This is a genomic window from Sorangium sp. So ce145, from assembly GCF_051525985.1.
Lineage (GTDB): Bacteria > Myxococcota_A > Polyangia > Polyangiales > Polyangiaceae > Sorangium > Sorangium cellulosum_B.
This window is the reverse complement of record NZ_CP150315.1, coordinates 10741567-10761468: the sequence shown is the minus strand read 5'-3', so window position 1 is coordinate 10761468 and position 19902 is coordinate 10741567. Positions and strand designations below refer to the sequence as shown.

Sequence of the window (19902 nt, the reverse complement as noted above, 5' to 3'; positions counted from 1 at the left end):
CTCGCTCCTCGCGAGGAGCGCCCATCGCGCGATGCGCAACTTCAGGAGGAATCATGAGGCTTGGCAGGTTGGTGCTCGTGGGGTGTCTGTCGCTGGTTGGCTCCGCTCTCGTCGCCTGTGGGAACGGCGACCCGGATCGCTTCGGCGAGGGGAGGGGCAACGTGGTCGAGACTCCGCCCCCGTCCGAGGGCGACGGCTGTACGCTCACCCAGGGCTACTGGAAGAACCACGAGGAGAGCTGGCCGACCTCGAAGCTCACCATCGGAGGAGTCGAGTACTCACAGGCCGAGCTGCTGGATCTCTTCGAGACGCCGCCGCGGGGCGACACCAGCCTCATCCTGGGCCACCAGCTGATCGCCGCGCTGCTGAACGTGGGGAGCGGCGCGAGCGACGCGGCCCTGGGCGGCGCGCTCGCGGAAGCCGAGGCGTGGATGAAGGACAACAAGGACGCCGATGGCCGGCTCCCGTACGGCATCAAGCGAGGCGACGCGGCCGAGGATGCCGTCGCGCTGTCCGGTGCGCTTGCGGACTTCAACGAGGGTGGCATCGGCCCTGGCCATTGCGACGGCGGCCCCGGCAGCGGCTCCGGCGACCCCGGGGATAGCAGCGGCTCCGGCGATCCGGGCGGCAGCGACGACGGCGGGCACGATTGCCCCGACGACGGAAGCACGGGTGAGAGCGATGGCGGCGGCGGCTCCGACCCCGGCGGCAGCTCCGACCCCGGCGGTGGCGAAGGCGGGTCGGCTCCGACATGCGCGGATCCTTGCAGCGACGGCTGCGCCGACGGCTACATCTGCGTCGTCGGGTGCTGCGCGTTCATTGCCAACTGAGCCGGCCACGACGAGCTCGCGCGAGCCGAGCTCCGATGACAGCTCACGCGGGTGCCGCGGCGGCCGCCGCCGCGCGCCCGCCGGGATCAAGGTGCGCGTCGCGCCGGTCCAATTTGATTGACGCCGACCATGTGAACGCTCACAGTCGACTCGTCGATCCTTCTTCCGCTTTGCCACGGATAGGCGTGCCATGCGCACCGGGCCTTTCGTCACTTCTGCGCGTCGGCCGTGACGGTCGGGCTGGTGCCTCCAGGTGAGGCGTTTCCTCGCCCGAGATCATCGCGGGATCGGCACGCGGCGAGCGCGGATAGGCGAATCGGGCGATCACGAGAGGGTCTAGACGATGCCGAGATCAGGTGCTTATTCCTCTTTTCCTGCCGTCGCTTTGATGTTCCTCGCTTGCTCGTCCGAGACAGGCTCGCCCGGCACGGGAGGCGGCGGAGCCGGTCAGGCCACGGGCGGCGCGGGCGGGGCCCACACGTCTGCGAGCGGCGGGGAGACCTCCTCGACAGGGGGAACGAGCGATGACGCCAGCTCCTCCAGCAGCGGCACGACAGGCGGGTCGACCGGGGGCGGACCGCAGGCCGGGAGCGGTGGCATGGGGACCGGCGGCACGGAATCGCCGGCGGGCAACCCGAGCCCGGGCTGCGGCAAGTCGGGGCGGCCCGAGAGCGGAACGGTGAAGGTCGACGGCGATCACATCTACACGTTCCCGGAAAGCTACGATGGCGACACCCCGCTCCCCCTCTTGATGGGCTTCCACGCCTGCGGCAACCCGATCGACCAGTTCATCAACCTCACGCGAGGGTCGGCCTTCGAGACGGAGTACGTGCGCGCCGTGGGGAGGTCGTCGGACGGGGGTGGATGCTGGAACTACAACAACGACATCGCCAAGGTCCTGCGAATCTACGACGACCTCATGGACAGCTACTGCATCGACATGGACCGCGTGTTCGCCACCGGCCACAGCTCCGGCGCGCAGATGATCGTGCAGATCTTGACGCACAAGTCCGATGCCGAGCACATGAACTTCAAGGCGGTCGCGCCCGTCGCGGCCTCCGATTACGGCGCGCTCCAGGTGCCCACGCCCGTGATGTACATCCAGGGCAAGAACGACACTGTCCGCGGGGGAGACGGGGCGAGCACGGTCGCGAGGTTCTCCTCCGCCAACATGTGCGAGAGGGGCTCGACGCCGTATTCCCAGGTGATGGGCTGCCAGAGCAGCGGCAAGACGGTGAACCCCGGCTGCGTCTCCTACATCGGCTGTTCGGAGCCGACGATCTGGTGCTCCCACGACGATCCCGCGTACAGCAACACGAGCCACGGCGTGCCGTGTTTTGCCATCGAGGCGATGTACGACTTCTTCACGGGCATGCCGTGAGGACGCCCCGGGCCGCGATCGCGAGCGCGGCCTGCGGGCCGCCGCCTTGAGCTCACGGGCTCGGTGCAAACGCCACGCGGACCGTCACCGCGGCGGTGACACGGATGTTGCCGGGCTCGACGGGGAAGCCGTCCGCGCTTCCGAACCCCTTCATCTGCTGCGCAAATCCATAACGCTCCTGCTGGACGACCGAGATCGACTGCAGGTCGACGAGCCTGACGTTCGCCGCCTTGGCCACCACCTTGGCGTTCGCCTGCGCGTCCTGCACGGCAGCGGCGATGGCGCTGCGGCGCGCCTCGGTGCGGTCGTTCAAGAAGAACTCGAGCCCGCCGACGTCATTGGCGCCCGAGGCGAGCGCGGCGTGGAGGATCCTCGAGCCTGCGGACTGGAGCTCGGCCGGCGACGCGCCCCGCAGCGCGACGGAGAGCTGGCTGGACGCCGAATAGCCGATGATCCTGGGCTCGGTGATCTCCTCATGCCCCACGTGCGACTCTCGGATCGGCGAGAGCGAGATGTCGACCGTGCGGATCTCCAGCCCGGGGATGGCGAGGCCACGCAGGGCGGCGAGCACTGCCTGCGACCTGCCCGCGGCCTTGTCGCGCGCGGCCCAGAGCGTCTTTTCGCGCACCTCCACGCCGATGCTCGTGCGCATCGAATCCGCAGGCCTCGAGACCTCGCCGATGCCGCCGATCGTGATGGTCCGGTTCTCGTGATTCTTCGCCGTGGCCCCGGGTTCCTTGGCTGCGAGGCGATCCGCCGCGAGGGCCTCGGCGACGGGGCGCCCGGCCAGCGCGGTCGACGAAATGCAGGTCATGACGCCGAGCGCGAGCCCTGCGATCAGGCTTCCCGTGAGGGTCGGCATAGTAGGACGCATCGCGATTCTCCTCCTTCGAGCGGATCGTCTGCCCTGGCAGTCGACTTGGCTGTCAGCGCACCGAATCTAGGGCGGAGGCGGCTCGACCGCGAGGGGCGGGCGCAAGGGGCCTTCGCGTCGGTAAACCCCCAGGTTGCATAAAATAGACGCTCTCTCCGAAAAAGAATGAGCGAAGGTGCCCTTCTCGTGCGTCGAAGTGGTTGCAAGATCAGGTGTCTCCGACGAACAAAGAAAGGCACCCGAGGTGAGACTCACCAGAAAGCAGGTACGACCCGGGGTGTAAGCCGCACAGACCCCCGGTCCCGCGTGGTCGTGGTCGTGGTCGTGGTCGTGGTCGTGGTCGTGCGCGTGCGCGTGCGCGTGCACGTGCACGTGCGCGAAGGCGCGCAACGCGCGAGAGACCTTCCCGTCGATGCAACGGGCGTGTCCAACACCGACCGTCCACTCCTGGACCACGAAAACCTTGACGCCTACCGCGTTGCCATCGAATTCCTCGCGCTCTCCGTGCAGCTGCTCGAGGAGATCCCGAAGGAACGGCGCGAGCTCCGGCTCCAGCTCGAGCGCGCCGCGATGTCGATCCCGCTCAACATCGCCGAGGGTGCCGGCAAGCCGAGCCCAGCCGACAGGGCGCGTTACCACGGGATCGCCAGGGGCTCGGCGATGGAGTGCGCGGGCCTGCTCGACGTCAGCCGCATCATGGGCGTCGTCCAGAGCAAGGACGTCGAGCAAGGCAAGCGCCTTCTGTCACGCCTCGCCGCCATGCTGACAAGGATGTGCCGATGGCCACGTGTGTCGCGCACGCGCACGCGCACGCGCACGCGCACGACCACGCGCACGACCACGACCACGACCACGACCACGACCACGACCACGACCACGGGTTCGTGCCGTGTGATGGCCTGCCCCTTTTCCTTGTGGGGAGGTGTACTTATGCAACGCTGGGGTAAAGTACGGCCTCCCCGCGAGGCGCTCGTAGGCACGGCTGCGGGCCTGCCCCGGGTTGACAGAACGTCCTTCTCTGCCCGGTTCGCGCCTCACGCGCCCAGCTCGAAGAGCTGCATCGCGACCAGCGCGACGCAATCGGGCTCGCGCGAGTCCGACACGATCTGCCGGAGCTCGTGAAAATACCGCACGTGCAAGGCCCGCAGCCGCGCGAGGTCGCCGCGCGCGACGCTGACGAGGTTGTAGGAGTACAGCCCCGGATCGCCGCGGCGCTGCCGGCCCGCGGCGACGTCGAGCCAGTGCGCTTTCAATCGCTGTCGCGGCTCGGCCGCGCCGCGGGTCATGTCGACCGTCTCGGCCGTGGCGGCGTACCGCCCTCCGCGCCATCGGATCAGGCCTGCCCGCGACAGGGCCTCGAGGCACGCGCGCACCTCGTCGCGCGGGAGCGCGAGGCGAGCGGCGACCCACGCGTCGTCATGGCAGGGGAGGGCAGCGTAGCCCGCGAGCTCGAGGACGCGCAGGACCGCGTGAGACCAGGGGAGCTTCGTCGCTATCCGCCGGCGCTCCTCGAGCACACCGAAGTCGCGCGCCACCGAGGGCAGCTGCCCCGGAGGGACGAAGAGCGCGAGGAAGTCGAGCAGCCGGTCGGTGGTCGCGTCGACGAGGGCCAGCACGTCGGGCAGCCGCGGCTGGGAGGTGCCCGCGATGAAGCGCGACACCTGGGACGCGCTGCGCCCGATGCGAGCGCCGATCTCGGCGTTGCTCAGCCCGCCCTTGACGACCTGAAGGAGGATGGCCGTGAGGGCCGGGTCGGAGACGGCGACGCCCGCGCCGAAGGCCGACTCCTGGCGCACGAAGTCCGAGAGCACACGATGGACGTCAACGCCGTTGTACGCCGCGACGCGCAGCACCGTGGGGAACGTGGGAAAACGCCGCCCGGACTCCCAGCCGAAGGCGACGTTCGTTCCGTAGCCGAGCCGGACGCTCAGCTGCCGCTGCGAACGCCGGCCGCGGAGCGCCCGGCAGAAATCCCTCGCGATTTCATCGTATTGCGATGGTTTGTATCGCATTTATGCATCGATACTAGCACATCGGAGCGATAGATAATGCGTAACTGCGCTATGCGGCGCTTGCGGGGGCTCCTGCGCTGCGGCAAGTGGATGTCGATGGAGGCTGCGATGAACGTACGGCTTGCTTGCTGGCTCGTGGCGGGGCTGCTCATGGGGTGCACGCGCGGGGGACAGACGGGGGAGGTCGCCGCCGATCCCTGCGACTTCCTCCCGCAGTCAACGGGCCAGGCCGTGGAGCATGCCCTCTCCGACCCGACGCCCCTCGGTGTGAGCGGCCAGGAGGCCATCGACGCGACCGGGGGGGCCGGAAGCTTCGACGTGACATGGGCCAACGGGACGACGAGCGCCGCGAGCTGGTCCCTCGTCGCCGACACCGAGAGCTCGCCGGTCGTGGCGTACATCGACCGTAGCAGCCAGTGTTCCGACGCGTATCTGCAGATCCTCGTGCTCGGGCATCTATCGAGCAGCGACGGCATCCTCGACCACGAGCAGCGCGGGGCGCTCTACCGGGGCGACGACGGGGCCGCGCACCTTCGCCTGTCCTTCCTCTTCGACGAGAACCCGTTCCCGGACGTGTACGCCGGCCGCGGATCGGGGGACAGCTGCGCCGGGTGCGGCGGCGCATTCGAGCTCTCCGTCGAATCGCGCTGGGCGGCGGGCGAGTCGACCCCTCGGGGCCATGTGGACCTGATCGAGAATGGGACGCTGCTCGGCGAGGTCGGCGCCTTCTGAGGGCACGCGGTCAGGGCAAGGCGGTGGTGATCACCTCCTTGACGGTCGCGGTGCTCTGGCCGGGGCGGTCGACACAGGACGGGTAGTACTGGCCGGCCCCGTTGAGGGCCTGGCAGACCTGGCTGCAGGGTCCGACCATGCGGATCACCCCGCACCCCACGAGCTGGCCGTCGGACATCAGGTGGCCCGCGGCGCAGTCGCGCTGGTAGGCGCGCGAGTTGTCGACCGTCGCGCTGTTGTAGCAAGCGTTGACGTAGGGCTGCGCCGCGAACAGGTTGCCCCAGAAGGCCCCCTCGACGTCCGGATAATCGATGAGCTCCTGGCTCGAGGAGAGCGTCTTCAGCGGATCCCGCAGCGAGCGGGCGGAGAGGAGGACCGGCACTTGATAGTAGTTCACGCGCGCCGCCACGCAGCTGGAGACCATGCGCTGCCCGAGCTCGTCGAGCGGCCCGTTCGCCCAGGTCGGCGCGGCGCCGAGCAGCCCTGGGTAGCGCTCGTTGTGGACGGTGCCGCTGGCGTCCGTCCACGAGAAGTTGAACGACGCCGTGCTTTTCAGGGCGCAGCTCGTCGCATACTTCATGAACTCGCGCGCCAGCGCCCCGCTCGGGCCGGGATCCCGGATCGCGGCGAGGTTTTGCGCGCTGAGACCGTTGAGGTTCAGGGCGTTGAGGTTCAAGGCGTTGAGGTTCAAGGCATTGAGGTTCAGGGCGTTCGCGGTGAGCGCATTGCCGCCCAGAAGGGCTCCCTGGGATTCCCCCACGAGCTCCTCCAGCGCCTCGGTGTCCCCCACCTCCGCGGCGCAGCCCGACAGCACCCCAGCCCAGACAAGCACGATGAATGTCTCCTTGAGCGACATGGGTTCCTCCCCCATTTCTGGCGCATACCCGGCGGCTCCCTGCGCGCGGCGCGCGAGCGCGGGCTCACCAACATCGCCCATAGGTTGACTATGGGTTCAATATTCTATCTTTTCGCATTATCGCGCCCGTGCAAGGTGATTCAGCGGCGACGAGGGTGGGTGTCCGGGGCCTCCGATTCTGTCAGCGCCGTCAGCTCCGTGTGCCAGCGGCGGAGGCGACTGCCCATGACGGTCGGCGTGGTGGAGGCGGCCGCGAGGGCGCGCTCGATCTGCAGCCGTGCATCGACGTACCGGCCGCGACGGAAGGCGGCGAGGGCCCGCGCCTCGAGCACCTCGATCCGCTCCTGCCCTACCGAGCAGCGCGCGGAGCGCTCCTCGAGCGCGGCCCACGCGGCGCCGTCGTCGTCGCGCGTCGCGAGCTCGATCATCGAGCAGAGCACGTCCTCCGAGGGCTTCAGCGCGTCGCTGCCGGCTCCCTCTTGCGCCGCGCGCAGCCGCAGGGCGATGCCGCGAGCGCCCGCCTCGTCGCCCTGGTAGAGGCGCAGGCGCGCGGTCAGGAGCGCCACGGCGATCGGCGCGTGGTGGTCGTCGCAGCGCGGCTCCATCGCCTGGACGGCGCGCGCGTGGGGCGCCGCGGCCTCGAGATCGTCCATCAGATACAGGTGCTCGGCGAGGTTGTAGCGGCCGACGAGCTCGAACGCGGGCTGGCCGAGGTCGCGCCCGAGCGCGATGGTGCGCTCGAGGTCGGCGATCATCCCGGCGCGGTCGCCCTGGAGGGCCCGCGCGAGCGCGCGGTTGTTCCGCGCTGCGCCGAGGTGCATGAGATCGCTGCGCTCCTCGCAGCTGAGGATCACCGCGTCGAGATCCCGCACCGCCTCGTCGATCCGGCCGAGGCTGGCCAGGATGAAGCCGAGCATCAGCCGGGCGATGATGTGCGTCTCGTAGCCCTCGTCCCCGAGCCGCGCGGCTTGCTCCGCGGCGCGCGACAGCACCATGGCGGCCTCGTCCTCGCGGTCGTCCCGGTGGAGCGAGCGGCCCACGCCGAGGAGCAGGCGGGCGTTGAGCAGGGGGGAGTCCACCCAGTCGGCGAGGCGCTCGGCGGCCTCGACCCGCTCGCTCGCGGCCCGGTACTCGCCTGTCCAGTCGAGGATCATGGCCTCATCGAGGAGGAGCTCGATCTCCGCCCCTGGCTCCGCCGCCTCGGCCGCCTCCTCGCGCGCCGCGGCGAGGTCGGCGAGGGCCTCGGTGTGGCGCCCGAGCCGGAAGCGAGCGAGGCCCCGCGCGTGGCGCGCCGCGGGGAGCAGCGCGCCGACCAGCGCCTCGGCGCGCCCGTAGCAGCCCTCGGCGTCGAGGTAGGCCCGGCGCGCGGCCGCGAGCTCGGCGCCTCGGACGAGCAGCGACGCCGCCCGGGCGGTCATGCCGCCGCGCTCGCAGTGCGCCGCGAGCACCAGCGGATCGGCCTCGCCCGCGCCCTCGAGCCACTCGGCGGCGAGGCGGTGGCCGAGCGCTCGATCGTCCTCGGTGAGCTGCGCGTAAGCGCCCTCGCGCAGGAGCGCCTGGCGGAAGCAGTACTCCTCCTCGCCGGGGAAGCGGCCCTCGCGTCGGCGGACGCAGAGCTCCCCGGTGACGAGCGCGGAGAGGTGATCCGCGAGCGGCGCGGCGTCGCCGCCGAGCAGGTGGGCGACGGCGCCTCGCCAGAACACCTCGCCGAGCACGCTGGCGGCGCGCAGGATCCGGCGCGCAGGCGGCGGGAGCGCCTCCAGCCGGACCTGCACCATCGCCACCACGGTGTCGGGCATCGCTTCGCCCCGGCCCTCCGCCGTCGCGCGGATCAGCTCCTCGAGGAAGAAGGGCTGGCCCTCGGACTGGGTGACAAGACGATCGACGAGCGCGCTGTCGGCCGCGCCGCCCAGCGCCTCCCGCGTGAGCTGCGCGCACGCCTTCGGCGAGAGCTGCCTGAGCCAGATCTCCTGCCGCCCGCGCTCGCCCCAGAGATCGGGGTAGGCTTGCTTGATCTCGGGGCGCGCCGTGGCGAGCACGACGAGCGGCTGGTCCGCGAGCTCGCGCAGCGCCGCGTCGATGGCCGCGACCGAGGCGCGATCGGCCCAGTGCACGTCCTCCAGCGCGAGCACCACCGGCTGGGCCGCGCACTCGGCGCGCAGAAAATCGCGCAGCGCGCGCTGCATCTGCTCGCCGAGCAGCTCGGGATCCTGCCGGGCGGCGCGGAGCGGGAGGCTGTCCTCGTCGGGGAAGGGGACGCCGGCGAGCTCTCCGAGGAACTCCTCGATCCGGCGCCGCTCCGCCTCGGGCGCGCGGCGGGCGACGCGGGCCCGGAGGAGCGCGCGCCGCTCCTCGATGGGCTCGCCCCCCTGGATCCCCGCCGCGCCCCGGATCACCTCCGCGAGCAGGCCGCCGATGGAGCCCGCGCGCAGCGGATCCCCGAGCGCCGCCCAGATCTCCGCGGGCGCGCCGGCGCGCCGGAGGGCCGCGAGGTGCTCCTGGAGCAGGCGGGACTTGCCCATGCCCGCGGCGCCGATGACGAGCACCGCCCGGGCGGCGGGCTCGCCGGCGCAGGCGGCGAAGGTCTGCTCCAGCAGGCGGAGCTCGTGATCGCGGCCGACGCAGGGCGTGGGCCTGCCGAGGAGCGGGCGCCACGGCTCGGCGGCGCTGCGCTCGCCGCGCAGCTCGACGGCGCCGGACGCGGAGATCGCGGCCTCGAAGCGGGCCTCGAGCAGCCCGGCGGTGGTCTTGTCGAGGAGGATCCGCGGCGCGCCCGCGCGGCCCGCGCTCCGGAGCAGCCCCGCCGCGCGCTGGATGGCGTCGCCGACCGGCAGGCCGCGCCCGAGCTCGCCCCAGCCGACCGTGATCGCGATCGGGCGATCGGGGACGCGCTCCCGCAGCGCCAGCGCGCAGCGCGCGAGCTGCGCGGCGACGTCGGTGGGCACGTGCGGGCGGCCGACGATGAGCACCGCCGTCCCGTCGGCGAGCAGCTCCAGGCGCCCCTCGAAGCGGGCGGCGACCTCCCGGAGCGCGCCGGCGTCCGGGTCCGCCTCGCAGATCGAGAGGGTGGCGTCCTGCGCGGACGCCGGCGCGCGGCCGATCACCGCGACGCCGTGGAAGCGGCGCTCGCTGCTGGTGAGGGCGGAGCTCGCCGGCGCCGGGATCGACCCGCCGTGGACCTCCTGCGCCGCGAGCGCGGCGTGGGCCGCGGCCCCGTCGCGCGGGCGCCGCGCCGGATCCTTCTCGAGCATCTGCGAGACCAGCGCGTCGAGCCACGGGGGCGCGCCGGGGCAGCGCTCGGACAGGCGCGGCGGATCGTCGAAGATGATCCTGGCGAGGAGGGCGACCAGGTGATCGGCCTGAAACGGCGGCGCGCCGGTGACGCACTGGAAGAGCACGCAGCCGAGCGAGAAGATGTCGGCGGGCGCGCCGACCTCATCGCCGCTGCGCGCCTGCTCCGGGGCCATGTAATCGGGCGTGCCGACGAGCATCCCGGCGCCGGTGATCGGCGCCATGTCCGGGAGGCGGGCGACCCCGAAATCGAGGAGCCTGGGCTCCTCGATCCGGCCGCCGACGAGGAAGATGTTGGCCGGCTTGAGATCGCGGTGGACGATCCCCAGCGCGTGCGCGGCGCCCAGGGCCGCGGCGACGCGCGCCCCGAGCTCCACGGTCTCGGCGACCGAGAGCCGCCGGCGCGCGAGGAGCCGGCAGAGGTCCTCTCCCTCCAGCCATTCCATGACCAGGAAGGGCGTGCTCTCGCGCGCGGCGCTGTAGGCGACGTACCGGACGATCCCGGGGTGTGCGAGGCGGGCAAGGAGCTCGGCCTCCCGCGCGAAGCGCGCGAGGTGGTGCGGCGACGGATCGTGCAGCACCTTGGCGGCGACCCGCCTTCCGGTGGTGACGTCCCAGGCGCGGTAGACCGCGCCCATGCCTCCGCTCTCCGCGAGCGCTTCGACGCGGAAGCGCCCCCCCAAGAGCTCCCCCGAGCGCACCGCTCAAGGATAGACGGAGAATGCCGTTCGTCCAGCGATCCCCTGGATTCAGGCCGCGGATCCTGCGCGCGCGGCGCCCCGGACGTATCGATGGTTTGCCCCGATCACGACCCTGGCCGATGTCGGCCCGGGCTCGCCGGGGAGGCGCCGATCGGGAGATCGGCGCTTCTGCCTGGACGTCCCTCCCGAGAGATCGAGGAGGGGCGCGGCGTCACTTCTCGAGCGTGATCAGACCCAGCTTGTACGGCAATCTTTCGTAAGCCCCTCCGGCGTTCGGATCCCTGCCCTGGTAGAGGAACTGCATGTTGCACGCGTTGATGGTCATTCGCTCGTCGCTCCCGGAGCGGACCATCTCACCATGGCTGATGTCGTCGCTCCACTTTCCGCCTTCGAACGTCACGTTGGCAGGGCCGGCGAAGGGCTTCTGCTTGGTGTCCGCCAGGGGAGCCCAGGGGCCGTCGATGCTCTCGGAGGTCCACGACCTGAAGAAGCGAGGGCTGTTGTCGAACGCCTCGACCAGGAGCAGGTACTTGTTCGTGCCATCCACCTTGTAGACGTTGCTGGCCTCGAACAGGAGCCCCGCGCTGGGGGCCGACATGACGGTTTCGTAACCGTCGAAAGCCGGGAACTTATCGATGCTGACCTTGGAGCGGTAGAGCTTCCCGTCGTCCCGCGAGAAGAACAGATGGCAGTTCTTGTCGTCGCAGATGTTCCAGAAGTCCAGCGCGCCAAGGGTGTTCCCCATCTGGCCTGGCTCGCCCTTGAGCAGCGCCTGGGGCCGGCTCCAGCCGTTGACGTTGCTGATGTCGTCGTTGGTCGAGTACCTGCCGTTCCACTGGTAGATGAGGTACCACTTGTTGTGCGGCCGGAAAAAGAAGACCTGGGGCGCGACCGTGCCGCCGGTGGGCCAGTTCGCCATGTGATGCTGCTGCGCGGAGGCCGCCTGAGAGAAGTCGGTGAAGTTCAAATACACGGAACTCCACCCCCCGTTGCCCGCCGTGTCGTACACGGTGGCAAATACGTGGTACTTGCCGTCGTGGAACACGATCGTCGGATCCTTGATGGAGACGAAGTTGCGACCGGCAGCCGACTTGGGGTTGATCACCGGAGGCCCCGACTTCCACTTGAACGAGGTGGCCAGGTCGCACGTCACGGGCGAGCCGCCCGCGCCCGTGCCCGCGCCCGCGCCGCCGCCGCCGTCCCCCGGATCGCCGCCGCTCCCCCCGGCCCCGGACGTCGGGTCGCCGCCCGTGCCCGGGTCGCTTCCGCTGCTCGTGCTCGTGCTCGTGCTCGTGCCGGGGCCTGATCCACCCGTGCCGCTTGCGCTCGTGCTCGCGCCCGCGCCCGCGCCTGTCGTGCTGCTGGCGCTCGTCGTCGGGTTCTCCGAGCCACCCGTACCACCACTGGACGGCTGGTCGTCCCCCGTGTCGCTGGCGCAACCGGCGAGCGCGGCGAGCACACAGCCGAGGGCAGAGAGACGAAGGAGGGAACGGGAAGGAGTCAGGGTCTGACGGTGCAAATCGAAGGGAGTGATCATGCTGGTCTCCAGAGGGATGCCCGAGCGGGCAGCGAGCTCCTCAGAGCCCGACTGTCAAGGTTGACGCGCACGAGGACGAAGGGCCCGGTGCCGCATGGCGGCCTACCGAGGGCAAAGCGGAGCAATCTGCGAGCCAAATTGTGAGCGCTCACATCTGCGGCGTCAATTGAAAACCGGCGCGCGGGACTCGCCGGCCACGATGCCGATCGCCGGAAACTCCTCAGAACGCGCTCCCGGCGTCGCTCCACCAGGCATCGACGATCAGGGCGATTGGCTCGCCCGGTCCGTGCACGCCCTGAAAACGCCCGCCCGCCTGCTCTCTCGATCTCCGCGGCGAACGTGGCCACCGGGTCGACGTCGCCGGGGGGAACGCGGGGCCGCAGCGTGGCCTCGGAGATGTCGGGCAGCGGCGTCCGCTCCGGCAACGCCGCGAGCGCCCCGCGCACCCGGTCCATCACACGCTCGCGATCGCGGCCCGTGCTCCAGCTCACCTCTCCTGACCGCGGCGCTCGGCGAGCCAGCGGCGGGAGGCTCCCCCGCGCCACGCGGGCCATGCGTGACCTTGGCGCCAGGCGCGAGCCGCCGCGGGCGCGAGCCGTTCCGGCAGGATCTGGACCCGACCTCCGAGCGCGAGCGCCGCGCGCCACACGGTCGGCCGGCTGAGGAAATCCGACGCCATGCGGCGTCCCCGTGAGGATCACGGTGCCCGGCAGCAGCGTCGTGCTGCCGCTCAAGAACTCGATGAGCTCGGGCACGCCGAAGATCATGTCGCCGGTCGTCCAGTCTTGCACGCGCTCGCCGTTCAGGAGGGTGGCGATGCGGAGCGCTCCTGGATCTCCGACCTCGTCCGCGGTGACGAGGCGGGGGCCGAGCGGGGCGAACGTGTCGAACGTCTTGCCGCGACACCACTGCCCGCCGCCGCGCCGGAGCTGCCAGTCGCGAGCCGACACATCGTTCGCGCACGTGTAACCGAGCACGTGCTCGAGCGCAGCGGTCCTGCCAGACCTGCCCGCCGGGGAACGTGTGCGCCGCGAGCGAGTCGGCCTTCATGGTGATCGATGTGCCTGGCGCCGTGGGGGCGAGGTAGCGCCCGCCGCGCCGTCGATCATCAGCGTGTGCTCCGGCCCGATCATGTCGCGCACGAGCGCCGTACGCCGCAGGTCGTCCCCGAGATCCAGGCCGACCTTGAGCTCGAAGCGCGAAAACCCCTGCTCGATACCTTCGCGGCACGCGCGCCGGATCTTCTCGTCCGGATAGCCGAGCCAGCCCACGGAGGTCGTAAAACCACAACTGGAGGGGAGCGGAGCTACTTCTGGAGCGTCAACATCCCGAGCCTGTAGGGCAACTTGCCGTAATCACCCCCGACTTTCGGATCTCTGCCCTGGTAGAGGAACCGCAGGTCGCACGGGTCGATGGTCATCTTCTCGTCGTGCCCGGAGCGGATCAGCTCGCCGTGGCTGATGTCGTCGCTCCAGTCCTGGCCTTCGTAGGTCACGTTGGCAGGGCCGGCGAAAGGGTTCTGCTTGGTGTCCGCCAGGGGAGCCCAGGGGCCGTCGAGGCTCTCGGACGTCCACGACCTGAAGAAGCGAGGGCTGTTGTCGTACGCCTCCACCATGAGCAGGTACTTGTTCGACCCATCCACCTTGTAGACGTTGCTGGCTTCGAACAGGAGACTCGCGCTGGGGGCCGACATGACGGTTTCGTAACCGTCGAAAGCCGGGAACTTATCGATGCTGACCTTGGAGCGGTAGAGCTTTCCGTCGTCCCGCGAGAAGAAGAGGTGGCAGTTTTTGTCGTCGCAGATGTTCCAGAAGTCCAGCGCGCCGTTCGGCTCGCCTCGGAGCAGCCCTTGGGGCCGACTCCAGCCGTTCATGTTGTTGATGTCATCGTTGGTCGAGTACCGGCCGTTCCACTGGTAAATGAGGTACCACTTGTTGTGCGGCTGGAAAAAGAAGACCTGGGGCGCGACCGTGCTGCCGGTGGGCCAGTTCGCCATGTAGTGCTGCTCAGCGGCGTTCGCCTGAGGGATGTCCGTGAAGTTCGAGTACATGGACTGCCATCCGCCATTGCCCGACGTGGTGTCGAACACGGTGGCAAACACGTGGTACTTGTTTTCGAAGAACACGATCGTCGGGTCCTTGACGGATGCCCAGCTGCGGCCGGCAGGCGGCTTGGGGCTGATCACCGGAGGCCCCGCCTTCCACTTGAACGTGGTGGGCAAGTCGCAGGTCGGCGGGGAGCCGCCTGCGCCTCCACCACCGTCCCCTGGATCGCCGCCGCTCCCCGAGGCCGACGTGCTCCCGCCGGTACCCGTCGTACCGCTTCCCCCGCTCCCGACGGAGCTCGACGTACCAGTGCTCCCGCCGGTGCCCGTCGTACTGCTGGCGCTGCTGGCGCCCGTCACCGGATTCTCCGAGCCACCCGTCCCATCAGGGGAGGGCTGGTCGTCGGTCGTGCCGCCGCTGCAGCCGGCGAGCGCCGCGAGCACACAGCCGAGAGCAGAGAGACGAAGGAGGGAACGGCACGGAGCCAGAGCGTGGGAGGGCAAATCGAGGTGAGTGATCATGCTAGTCTCCAGAGGGATGCCCAATCGGGCCAGCGAGCTCCTCAGAGCCCGACCGCCAGGGTGAACGCGCATGAGGACGAGAAGCCGGGGCGCATGACGGCCCACCCAGGGCAAAGCAGAAGGATACCCGGAGACCAAATTGTGAACGTTCACATTGCCGGCGTCAATCAAAAACCGGCGCGCGAACCTCCCCCTGGCGGCTCGCGCACACCGGCGCGGAGCACGGTGTGCGCGGCGCATTTTGGCACAAATTCGAGACGAATTGTGCCGCTGTGCCTGTGCGCCAGGCGCGAGGTCCAGAGAGCTCGTGCATCTCCGCACTGGCGCACGCGTTGCTTGTACGTGACGGCATGAAGCGCACATCCTCCGTGGTTGCTCTTTCGGTGATGTCTCTCGTCCCCCTCTGCATGACGCCCGCGTGTGGTCCCACAGAGACCTCGTCACCTGGCACCACGAGCAGCGGCGAGTCGACGGGACCAGAGCAGACGTCCGCCTGCGAGCCCCGGCAGGCCGGGATATCGGCTGAATTCGAGGTCACCGTCGAGGCTTGGCCGGACGAGGGGTTCGATTCCTACGAAGTGAACATGGCCGCGCCATGCCAGGTGGAGGCGGCCAGCTCGACATCACGCTCCCTTGCCTGCACGGACAAGGACGGCGTCGCGCATGGCGTGACGATCGCTGTCCAGGATTCCGACATCCTGGGCGCCGTTCCCGAGAGCGGTCCCGTGTTCCTGCGGGTTGTGCACTACACGGATATCGTTCCTGTCATCGACCATCAATGGTTCGAGGTGCGCGCCGGCTCCGACATCACCGGCGCGCTGCTCGCGGGAGGCGTCCGAGGTTCCAACCCGTGGCCCGACACGGACGTTGAACCTTATTTCGCGCCGATCAGGATGGCGATGAGCCCCGAGGAAGGGTGTCCCGAAGAACTTCGAAAGATGTGCGTGGCCCACCGCAGAGGTCGGATCGATTTCTGGATCGACGAGCTGCCAGCCGGCTCGATCCTCGACGGGCACGAAGGTGAGGTGGGCGCGAGCGGGGCCTATCGTGTGATCGTGGGCGCGAGCGTGGATCGCTCCATGGGAGGGGACCCGGACCTCTGCGGCGGTGACGACGCGGAGTACCTCGACGACTTGCGCATCCTGATCGGAGCGAGAGCGCCGGAGCCCTCCGTCGGCGCCCCGTAGGCCGTGGACTGACTACCGTGATCCCGCGGCTGCCACCGGCGCGGCGGCCCGGCCGGGAAGGAGGAAGGCGCAGCCGATCGTCAGGAGCAGCGCCGCGCCGAAGATGGACGTGGCCATCGTGTGCTCGCGGTTCACCACGTCGGCCGCCGGGTGGTCGGTGAGGACGAGGCCGAGCACGGTGAGGCCGACGATGCCCCCCATGTAACGCATCGTCGATGTGAGGCCCGCCGCCATTCCGCTCTTCTCGCGCGGGACATCGCTCATCGCCGCGGACTGCGACGGCGGGGACGTCAGGCCGAGGCCGGCGCCGAGCATCACGAGCGCGGGGATCGCGTCCGTGAGCGCGCCCAGCGGCCGCATCGCCAGCAGGAGCATGCCGGCCAGGGCGAGCGAGCAGCCGGCGAGCGCCAGCGCGCGCGGCCCGAAGCGATCGGCGCCGCGCCCCGCGAGGGGCGAGACGACAACCATCGTCCCCATCATGGCCAGCAGCGTCGTGCCGACGTCGCGCGGCCCGACGTGGAACAGCCGCCCCGCCACCTGGGGCAGCTCGAAGATCGTCGCGTACATGGCGAAGTTCTGGAGCGCGATGAGCAGGCTGCCGCCGAGGAACGCGCGCCGCCGGAACAGGGAGAAGTCGATGACGGGGTCCGCGGCGCGCCGCTCCCAGAGCACGAAGGGCACGAGGCCCAGCGCGCCGAGCGCCGCGGCCCAGCGGAGGTGCGCGGACTCCAGGCCAAGGACGAGCCCGATGAGCGACCCGCCCAGCAGCACCGAACCCACGACGTCGAACCGCGGTCGCGGCGCGGCGGGCGTCACGGCCGCGGGGCGCGGCGGCGCGCCGATGTGCGCGAGCGCGGCGGAGAGGAGCAGCACCGGGACGTTCGCGAGGAAGATCGACGTCCACCCGAAGGTCCCCACGAGCAGCGCCCCGATCGTCGGTCCGGTGCCCGCCGACAGCCCCATCACCGCCCCGAAGGCGCCGAAGGCGCGCCCGCGCACCTCGGGCGGCAGCTCCGTGCGGAGCATGGCCGTCGCGCTCGGGACCACGATCGCGCCGCCCGCGGCCATCACGACGCGCGACGCCGCGAGCACCGGGACCACCGGCCAGAGGTAGGCGAGCGCGGCCCCGACCGCCAGGAGGAGCTGGCCCAGCCCGAGCGCGCGCCGGTGGCCGAGGCGATCTCCGAGCTTCCCACCGGGGCTCTGCAGGACGATGTTCGTGAGCAGGTAGCTCGTCACGAGCGCCTGCCGGAGCGCGCCGGAGTCGACCCGGAGCGCGCGCGACATCTCCGGCAGCGCCACGGCGACCATCGTGGAGTTGAGCGGCGCGAGCGCCGTGGAGAGGGCGATGGCGGCGAGGAGCCGCACCGGCAGGCGCGACGAAGGCTCAGGCACGGGCGAGCTCGCCCGCGCCGTCCTGAAGGTCGCCCCGGCGCAGGAGCACCACCCGGCCCTCCGTCCCGTCCACGAGGATCTCCTGGCCATCCGTGATGCGCTCGGTCGCCCCGGCGGCCCCCAGCACCGCCGGGATCCCGTACTCCCGCGCGACGATGGCCGCGTGGGAGACCGCGCCGCCGACGTTCGTCACGACGCCCGCGGCCAGCGTGAAGAGCGGCGTCCACGCGGGGTTCGTGTAGCGGCAGACCAGGATCTCCCCCGCCTTCAGCCGCTCGAACTCCCGCTCGTCCCGCACGATGCGCGCCTTGCCGCGGACCACCCCGGACGACGCCCCGATGCCGCGGAGCTCGTCGCCCGAGGCGCCTCCCGCGCCCGCCCCGAACGACACCTTCTGCCACCTCGCGTTGACCACCCCGTACGTCGCGCGCCGCCGTCGAAGGAGCCGCTCCACCTCGTCGAGCGGCGGCGCCGGCCCCTCCAGCCACCCCCGGAGCTCGGCTTCCGTCAGGTAGAAGACGTCGTCGGGGCGCGGCAGGCGCCCGCGCTCGCAGAGGCGACGCGCGATCTCGGCGACGATCGCCTGCAGCGCGGAGAACGAGCGCACCAGATCGTAGTGCGTGCGCTCCCGGAACACGATCGCGCTCCGCAGCCGCTCGAGGGTGCGGCGGAACGCGTCGGGCAGACCGGGCACGAGGCGAAGCGCGCGGGTGACCTCCTCGAGCGCCGCCCGGTAACGCGCGAGCCCGGCCTCCTCGGACGGCGGCTCGGCGACGTCGAGCAGGCCGCGAAGGAGCCCCCACAGCGGCGCGGGATCCTGCCGCCACGTCGGCGCCGAGAGGTACAAACCGGTGCTCTCCCGGTGCCCATGCTCGTCCAGGAACGCGTCGACCTCGGCCAGGTAGGCCCGGCCGGCCTCCGATCCGCGGAGGGCCTCCGGGCGCCCCGCCCGGATCGCGCCGGCGACCTCAGGCCCGGCGCTCACCGCCCTGCGCGCGAGGTGGAAGAGCGCGAGGTTCACGTCGGACGTCCGGGTGCGCAGGCCCGAGACGAGGTCGCGCATGACGGTCGCCGTCCGCTTCGGTCCCACGGCGAGGGCGATCGGGACGCGGAGGGCGATCGCGGCCAGCTGGCTGGCGCTCCTCTCGAACCGCTCGCCCAGGACCGCGGTCGTCGTCTCCGTGATCCGGTCGGCGCGGCGGAGGAGCGCGGCGTCGTCCAGCGCGCGGAGATCGACCGGCGCGCAGGCCTCCTGGAGCCGCTTGAACCCGTCGCCCTCCCACCACGCCATCGGGTCGTCGCGCAGGCTGGCCGCGACCTTCTGCGGCAGCCGGAGCAACCGGAGGGTGGGTCGCGCCCGCGGTGGGACGAACATCGGGCGCCACACCTGGTCGACCCACGCGCGCTCCTCGGCCTCGTCCACGTCGAGCCCCAGGAAGCGCACCATGCGCACGAGCGCGGGGAGCGTCGCCCGGAAGCCCCATTGATCGAGCGGCCTGGGGGCGACGGGGAACCTGTCGTTGTCGTTGGCCTCGAGCATCCTTCGCTGCATGCGGTTGAGCCGCGGGGGCGGAGGGAGGGGATCGATCTCGGCCGTGCCGAGCGTGGTGATCGGGCGCGACTGGAGGAGGTGGATGGAGCCCCCGGCGAAGGCGAACTCCACGTCCTGCGGGCAGCCGAAGTGGGCCTCGAGGCGGAGCCCGATGCGGCCCAGATCGAGCACCAGCGCGTCGCTCGGCGCGGGGCGGCCGGCCTCCCGGCGGTCGCGGTCGTCGATCGCGAGGTCGTTCGTCCCGGGGCCCGCGGCCCCGTTCGGCTGGTCCGGGCCGGGCGCCGCGGCCCCGGCGAACGGCGCGCGCCGCAGGCGGTACACGTCGCCGGTCGTGTGTCCTGACACCACGGCCTCGCCGAGGCCCGGGGCGACCTCCAGGAGCATGCGGTCGGCGCGCTGGGCCACCGGGTCGACGGTGAACAGGACGCCGGCGAACTCGGCCGGGACCATGCGCTGCACCACCACGGCGATGTGGACCCCCAGGTGATCGATGCCCCGCGCCGCCCGGTAGCCGAGGGCCCTCGGGCTCCAGAGGGACGCCCAGCACCGCCGCAGCGCGAGGAGCAGCCCGTCCTCTCCCGCCACGTCGAGGTACGTCTCGTGCTGGCCCGCGAACGAGGCGTCGGCGAGGTCCTCCGCCGTCGCCGAGGAGCGAACCGCGACCGGCGGCGCGCCGAGCTCGCGGTACGCGTCCCGGACCGCGCTCTCCATCCCGGGCAGCATCGCGCCCCGCTCGAAGAGCTCCGCCGCCTCCGAGGCCGCCGCCTCCCAGCGGCTCGCGGCGAGGTGCGCCGAGAGCCGCTCGGCGAGCCCCCATGCGCGCGCCTGCTCCGCGTACGCGTCGGCGCTCACCACGAACCCGGGCGGCACGGCCAGCCCGAGCTGGATCAGCTCACCGAGGTTGGCGCCCTTGCCGCCCGCCCTGGCGAGGTCGGCTCGGGATAGCTGGCTCAAGCGATGAACAAGCATCATGCATCTCCTTCGGCAA

At 71.0% G+C, this 19902-nt stretch carries 14 protein-coding genes and 1 pseudogene; 5 read left to right on the top strand and 10 right to left on the bottom strand.

The features are described 5' to 3' along the window. Positions 1-53: 53 nt before the first annotated feature. Positions 54-830 carry a hypothetical protein gene (locus WMF34_RS39940; RefSeq protein WP_437991086.1) on the top strand — a complete coding sequence of 259 codons (777 nt, stop codon included), beginning with the start codon at positions 54-56 and terminating at the stop codon, positions 828-830. A gap of 388 nt (positions 831-1218) precedes the next feature. Then, a complete protein-coding gene (locus WMF34_RS39935; protein WP_437991085.1) occupies positions 1219-2211 on the top strand; it encodes an alpha/beta hydrolase family esterase in 993 nt (330 codons plus the stop codon). Between the two features lie 52 nt (positions 2212-2263). On the opposite strand, the gene WMF34_RS39930 is transcribed toward WMF34_RS39935, so the two are convergent. Beyond that, a complete protein-coding gene (locus WMF34_RS39930) occupies positions 2264-3085 on the bottom strand; it encodes an SIMPL domain-containing protein (RefSeq protein WP_437991084.1) in 822 nt (273 codons plus the stop codon). Positions 3086-3391: 306 nt separating this feature from the next. On the opposite strand from WMF34_RS39930, the gene WMF34_RS39925 reads away from it, so the two are divergent. Further along, a complete protein-coding gene (locus WMF34_RS39925; protein ID WP_437991083.1) occupies positions 3392-4207 on the top strand; it encodes a four helix bundle protein in 816 nt (271 codons plus the stop codon). Here WMF34_RS39925 and WMF34_RS39920 read toward each other — a convergent pair. Continuing rightward, complete coding sequence (locus WMF34_RS39920) at positions 4120-5097, bottom strand: DUF4423 domain-containing protein (protein WP_437991082.1); 978 nt, start codon at positions 5095-5097, stop codon at positions 4120-4122. The two genes, WMF34_RS39925 and WMF34_RS39920, sit on opposite strands and share 88 nt — an antisense overlap. Positions 5098-5205: 108 nt before the next feature. On the opposite strand from WMF34_RS39920, the gene WMF34_RS39915 reads away from it, so the two are divergent. After that, a complete protein-coding gene (locus WMF34_RS39915) occupies positions 5206-5829 on the top strand; it encodes a hypothetical protein (RefSeq protein WP_437991081.1) in 624 nt (207 codons plus the stop codon). Between the two features lie 10 nt (positions 5830-5839). On the opposite strand, the gene WMF34_RS39910 is transcribed toward WMF34_RS39915, so the two are convergent. From WMF34_RS39910 to WMF34_RS39885, 6 genes and pseudogenes are all read right to left on the bottom strand, one after another. Further along, on the bottom strand, positions 5840-6700 hold the full coding sequence (locus tag WMF34_RS39910) for a hypothetical protein (protein WP_437991080.1): 861 nt from the start codon (positions 6698-6700) through the stop codon (positions 5840-5842). 125 nt (positions 6701-6825) lie between these two features. Next, on the bottom strand, positions 6826-10677 hold the full coding sequence (locus WMF34_RS39905) for a serine/threonine-protein kinase (RefSeq protein WP_437991079.1): 3852 nt from the start codon (positions 10675-10677) through the stop codon (positions 6826-6828). Between the two features lie 211 nt (positions 10678-10888). After that, the gene (locus tag WMF34_RS39900) at positions 10889-12214 is read right to left on the bottom strand and encodes a non-reducing end alpha-L-arabinofuranosidase family hydrolase (RefSeq protein WP_437991078.1); all 1326 of its coding nucleotides are present in this window, start codon (positions 12212-12214) and stop codon (positions 10889-10891) included. Between the two features lie 665 nt (positions 12215-12879). Then, positions 12880-13212: pseudogene (locus WMF34_RS39895) on the bottom strand (fumarylacetoacetate hydrolase family protein); the annotation flags it as partial. A gap of 48 nt (positions 13213-13260) precedes the next feature. Then, entirely contained in the window at positions 13261-13485 is a 225-nt protein-coding gene (locus tag WMF34_RS39890; RefSeq protein ID WP_437991077.1) for an enolase C-terminal domain-like protein, read from the bottom strand. A 35-nt stretch (positions 13486-13520) separates the two neighbouring features. Beyond that, positions 13521-14702, bottom strand: a complete 1182-nt coding sequence (locus tag WMF34_RS39885; protein WP_231864502.1) for a non-reducing end alpha-L-arabinofuranosidase family hydrolase — start codon at positions 14700-14702, stop codon at positions 13521-13523. Between the two features lie 305 nt (positions 14703-15007). Between WMF34_RS39885 and WMF34_RS39880 the strand changes: the two genes are divergently transcribed. Then, positions 15008-15967 carry a hypothetical protein gene (locus tag WMF34_RS39880; RefSeq protein WP_231864501.1) on the top strand — a complete coding sequence of 320 codons (960 nt, stop codon included), beginning with the start codon at positions 15008-15010 and terminating at the stop codon, positions 15965-15967. A gap of 12 nt (positions 15968-15979) precedes the next feature. On the opposite strand, the gene WMF34_RS39875 is transcribed toward WMF34_RS39880, so the two are convergent. Next, a complete protein-coding gene (locus tag WMF34_RS39875; RefSeq protein ID WP_437991076.1) occupies positions 15980-17362 on the bottom strand; it encodes an MFS transporter in 1383 nt (460 codons plus the stop codon). Then, entirely contained in the window at positions 17355-19886 is a 2532-nt protein-coding gene (locus WMF34_RS39870; protein ID WP_437991075.1) for a PEP/pyruvate-binding domain-containing protein, read from the bottom strand. Before WMF34_RS39870 ends, WMF34_RS39875 begins: the two co-directional genes overlap by 8 nt. Positions 19887-19902 lie beyond the last annotated feature (16 nt).

What these genes read in the sequence shown, in the direction of transcription:
- WMF34_RS39870 (WP_437991075.1), bottom strand. Translation starts at nt 19,886, where the DNA reads ATGATGCTTGTTCATCGCTTGAGCCAGCTATCCCGAGCCGACCTCGCC.
- WMF34_RS39910 (WP_437991080.1), bottom strand. Translation starts at nt 6,700, where the DNA reads ATGGGGGAGGAACCCATGTCGCTCAAGGAGACATTCATCGTGCTTGTC.
- WMF34_RS39915 (WP_437991081.1), top strand. Translation starts at nt 5,206, where the DNA reads ATGAACGTACGGCTTGCTTGCTGGCTCGTGGCGGGGCTGCTCATGGGG.
- WMF34_RS39920 (WP_437991082.1), bottom strand. Translation starts at nt 5,097, where the DNA reads ATGCGATACAAACCATCGCAATACGATGAAATCGCGAGGGATTTCTGC.
- WMF34_RS39930 (WP_437991084.1), bottom strand. Translation starts at nt 3,085, where the DNA reads ATGCGTCCTACTATGCCGACCCTCACGGGAAGCCTGATCGCAGGGCTC.
- WMF34_RS39935 (WP_437991085.1), top strand. Translation starts at nt 1,219, where the DNA reads ATGTTCCTCGCTTGCTCGTCCGAGACAGGCTCGCCCGGCACGGGAGGC.
- WMF34_RS39940 (WP_437991086.1), top strand. Translation starts at nt 54, where the DNA reads ATGAGGCTTGGCAGGTTGGTGCTCGTGGGGTGTCTGTCGCTGGTTGGC.
- WMF34_RS39900 (WP_437991078.1), bottom strand. Translation starts at nt 12,214, where the DNA reads ATGATCACTCCCTTCGATTTGCACCGTCAGACCCTGACTCCTTCCCGT.